Origin of the sequence: Wolbachia endosymbiont of Cardiocondyla obscurior (assembly GCF_902713635.1) — a bacterium.
GTDB classification, from domain to species: domain Bacteria; phylum Pseudomonadota; class Alphaproteobacteria; order Rickettsiales; family Anaplasmataceae; genus Wolbachia; species Wolbachia pipientis.
Genome location: NZ_CACTIU010000083.1, coordinates 1 through 4,323 on the forward strand (window position 1 = coordinate 1; position 4,323 = coordinate 4,323).

The 4,323-nt window shown below is 35.3% G+C and carries 4 protein-coding genes; 3 read left to right on the forward strand and 1 reads right to left on the reverse strand.

What is annotated here, in order from left to right:
• The first annotated feature begins 323 nt into the window (after positions 1 to 323).
• The gene (gene guaA, locus WOCAOBSORBRA_RS05620) at positions 324 to 1,886 is read left to right on the forward strand and encodes a glutamine-hydrolyzing GMP synthase (RefSeq protein ID WP_174516112.1); all 1,563 of its coding nucleotides are present in this window, start codon (positions 324 to 326) and stop codon (positions 1,884 to 1,886) included.
• Positions 1,887 to 1,918: 32 nt separating this feature from the next.
• On the opposite strand, the gene WOCAOBSORBRA_RS05625 is transcribed toward guaA, so the two are convergent.
• A complete protein-coding gene (locus tag WOCAOBSORBRA_RS05625) occupies positions 1,919 to 2,626 on the reverse strand; it encodes a TerC family protein (protein ID WP_038199715.1) in 708 nt (235 codons plus the stop codon).
• Between the two features lie 397 nt (positions 2,627 to 3,023).
• On the opposite strand from WOCAOBSORBRA_RS05625, the gene WOCAOBSORBRA_RS05630 reads away from it, so the two are divergent.
• Both WOCAOBSORBRA_RS05630 and WOCAOBSORBRA_RS05635 read left to right on the forward strand, forming a co-directional pair.
• Positions 3,024 to 3,206, forward strand: a complete 183-nt coding sequence (locus tag WOCAOBSORBRA_RS05630; RefSeq protein WP_006279522.1) for a hypothetical protein — start codon at positions 3,024 to 3,026, stop codon at positions 3,204 to 3,206.
• A 185-nt stretch (positions 3,207 to 3,391) separates the two neighbouring features.
• Positions 3,392 to 4,210, forward strand: a complete 819-nt coding sequence (locus WOCAOBSORBRA_RS05635; protein WP_174516113.1) for an ankyrin repeat domain-containing protein — start codon at positions 3,392 to 3,394, stop codon at positions 4,208 to 4,210.
• Positions 4,211 to 4,323 lie beyond the last annotated feature (113 nt).

The following is a 4,323-nucleotide window of genomic DNA, read 5'->3' on the forward strand; positions in this document are numbered from 1 at the left end:
TCATCCCGCTGCTTGTTAGCGGGATCTCTTGTTAGCGGCTGAGATACCGCGAATGAATCGCGGTATGACGGTTCGCGGTGGTATGACGGTTCGTGGCAGCATGAAGATAATCCCGCTACTTGTTAGCGGCTGAGATACTGCGGCGGTATGACGTAGATTGCTGTCATTCCGCTACTAGTTAGCGCCGCAGCGGTATGGTGTAGGAAAATTAGCTATATAGCTAACTTGTACCACGCGTTAAAGCTTTTAAACAGGTCTTGGTTTACTTACTCCATTATTTTCTTTATTATCAGATATCATTTTAAATAATATGGAGGAGCAAATTGTCAGCAATTGCCATTATTGATTTTGGTTCACAGTTTACACAGCTTATCGCAAGACAAGTAAGAGGAATGGGTGTTTATTGTGAGATATTTCCAAGCAACATCAGTTTTGAAACAATATCAAAATTCAATGGGTTTATTCTCTCTGGAGGACCACAATCTGTAAATGATGATTGTTCTGAAACAAGTAGAGTAGTACATGAAATTATAAAACTTAATGAGGCAACAAGCGTTCCTATACTTGGAATATGCTATGGACAGCAACTCATTTGTCATTATTTTGGAGCAAAAGTAAAAGAGAGTTTCAAACAGGAGTTTGGTAGAACTAAAATCAAGATACTAAAAGAATCCCCCATTGTAAAGGATACCTGGGATGTTAATTCTGAAGTGGATGTATTAATGAACCATGCGGACAGTGTTGATACTATACCACAGGGATTTACTGTTATCGCATCAGGTGTGATAAATCAAACAATTGCAATGATTGTCAACGAACAGCGGAAGATTTACTGTACTCAGTTCCATCCTGAGGTTAAGCCCACAACAAATGGCAGTAAATTGCTCTCTAACTTCTTGGATATTGCAAATTGCAAAAGAGACTGGACAATGAAGTCGTTTATTGAGGAGCAAAAGGAAAAAATCAAAAATGTAGTAGGAGAGAAAAAAGTAATCGCTGCAGTAAGTGGTGGGGTTGATTCAAGCGTTGCAGCGGCTCTCACATATAAAGCTATAGGAAAACAATTGAACTGTATTTTTATCGATACTGGGTTGTTACGCAAGAACCAAACCATCGCTATGTTGAAAGAGATTCCGATAAATTACGTTGATAAATCAAATTTATTTTTGAGTAGGTTGAAGGGAATAACTGATCCAGAAGAAAAGCGAAAAATTATCGGTAACACTTTTATTGAAGTGTTTGAAGAAGAAGCAAAAAAAATAGGTGATGTGGATTTTTTGATGCAAGGTACCATCTACTCTGATGTAGTTGAGTCAGGGCATGCCTCAGACAACACTAGTACAATTAAGTCTCACCATAATGTTGGTGGGTTGCCAGAAAAGATGAACCTGAAGCTAGTGGAGCCTTTACGCTACCTCTTTAAAGATGAGGTAAGGCTACTTGGAAAAGAAATTGGGCTTTCAGATGAGATAATATTTCAACATCCATTTCCTGGACCTGGACTTGCAGTGAGGATTATAAGTGAAGTCGATGAAGAAAAGGTGCGAATATTGCAAGAAGTAGATGAAATATATATTAATACGATGAAAAATTACGATCTATACGATAAGATATGGCAAGCTTTTGCTGTATTATTACCAATAAAAACTGTAGGCGTTATGGGAGATGGTCGTACGTATGGATATGTTTGTGCTTTAAGGGCTGTAACATCATCTGATGGTATGACAGCCGATGCATTTCCATTTGAAGATAAGGATCAACACTTGCTAGTATTTTGGGATTTTTTACGCAATGTCGGCAGTATAATTGTTAATAATGTTCCCGGAGTAAATAGAGTTGTTTATGATATCACTTCTAAACCACCCGCAACTATTGAGTGGGAGTAAATCAAAAAGATCCCGCTGCTTGTTAGCTGGATCTAGAGATACCGCGAATGAATCGCGGTATGACGGTTAATTTTCTTTATTTTGCTTATAATTTCCACAAGCAGTGCAAACATAAATGAAGAATACAAATATCCTTTTGGTAATTCTATATGAAATCCATGAAGTATGAGGTACACACCGACAAGTAAAATAAATAAAATGGCGATTATTTTTAACCCTGGGTTAGATTTGATTAACTGGGCGGTATAACTTGATAAAAACAGCATTGCTAGCATGGAAAATGTAAATGCTGTAGCAATTATTACCATGTTATAAGTTAGTGCTATAGCAGTTAATATCGAATCAACCGAAAAAACTAAATCTATTAATATAATTTGTAGCACAACTAAAAAAAATTTTGATTTAACGTTTGCTTTCTTTTTATTTTTCTTACATACAAAGATGTCATCCCGTAACTCCATAGAGCTCTTAACAATAAGGAATAATCCCCCTGCAATCATAAGTAAATCCCTTGCTGATGCAGTGTGAAATATAGGTTTTTGCATTGATAATATAGATGATGTAAAAAATAGTATTACAAAACGCATTAATAGTGCTAATCCAAGGCCCATAAGGCGCACTCTTTCTCTCAGCGCATTTGGTACCTTATCTATTGCTAGAGAAATAAAGATTAAATTGTCTACACTAAGTATAGTTTCAAGTAGTGTAAGTGTCAGTAAAGTCCAAGCATCAGTTAGCATTTTTGTTTCAAATTCGGTTCTTCTTACTCTACAATAGATGTGTAAAAATTAAGTGACTTCACTCAGAAGTTTTATAGCAGTTCTCCAGAAAAACAGGATATATAAAGTTCAGCAGCTTCTTCTATTTTCGTTTTTGAGCAAAATCAATAATAAGAGAGTTTCTTATTTTCATGCACGCAAATAAGATAAAGCCTTATTTTCATTTTTGACTTTATTTGAAAATAATATATACTATAAAAATAGTGTGCTCGGTTGAATGAATGTATATTAAAGGATCACCATCAGGCAAAGTATTCGCTGGTTATCAGGCATTTATACCAAGCCCCTTGCCACCAAAATTTGAATGGGACAATGATTTAGTGAATAGTCTTTAAACCCTTACTTTACTATAAGGAAAGTGGTTGAAAACTTAGGTGTCGTATTTACAACAGCCCAAAGAGCAATCGTAAAGCTTGAAGATTTAGGCATCGTTTCACAAACTTCTCAAGGAAAGAGAGATCGGGTTTATTGTGCAACTGATATTTTGAATATTCTAGAAGAACCAACTAAGATTACAGAGAACTTCGATAGCACATTGTAGCTATTGTGATGAATAAATTCAGCAAACAGCAAGCTTAAAGAGTCTGATCCAATGGACATGCTGAACAAAAAGTAAGGAGCTCCTTTTGGAGGATTGTATTAACTTATTAATTAATTGCTTGACTTTTAGCAGGATTTATTATATTATTTATTAATGAGCAATGCAATCAAACCAAGGAGGATAGCATGATAAATAATTTGGATTCAATAATTCTTGGAATAAAAGATGGTGAAAAGGCGATTGAAGATTTAAGGGTTGTTCTTAAAAAAAGAAAAGAAGAAGTTATTACTACACAGACATTTAATTACGCTTTACAATGCCCACAAACTACAAAGGAAGCGATAGTACACGAAATTCTGCTTCATTTTATACAAAATACTGGCAATCAATCACTAGAACAAGTGATACAATGCTTAGATAGAGCAATACAATCTGGGATATATGCAAAAAACAACCCAATAAGAAATCTAGATGAAGAATTTCGTACTCATATAAACTTTAAAGATGAAGAGGGAAATACATTACTACATCATGCAGTTATAGGTAATAAAACTGAAGAAATAACCACCCTTCTTGTTACATATAGTGCAAATCCTTTGATACAAAACGCGGATAATAAAATTCCTTCATATTTAGCTCAAGGAAAAACAAAAGAAGTGCTTATTAAAAGTATGAAAAAACAAGCTAATACGAAAAAAGAAAGCGCTATGGTAGGCAGTTTGGTGCCTGGCGTAATAATTGGTGGTTTTCTTGGTGTTGTACTTGGAGCTGGTGTGTGTGTTGCAGTAAGTCTTTCTGGTGGTATGATACTAGGTGTAATGATAGCATCTTCTCTTGTTGCTAGTATAGCTATTGGACTGGCCATGTATTTTTTGAGTCAAGACTATGAACAGGCTAAAGCGATAGAAAAAACTATTAGCACTGTTAGCTCTGAAATATCTGTTGATGATACAACTGCCGCTAATAAAAATAATAAAGAAGGGCCACAACTTACATATAGCTGACCCAAGCAACACGTCATACCGCGATTCATTCGCGGTATAGATTCCGCTAACTATAGTACTTCCCAAAGTAAATGATAAAGGTATAATAAGCTATTTGAGTTATAATGGCGTAT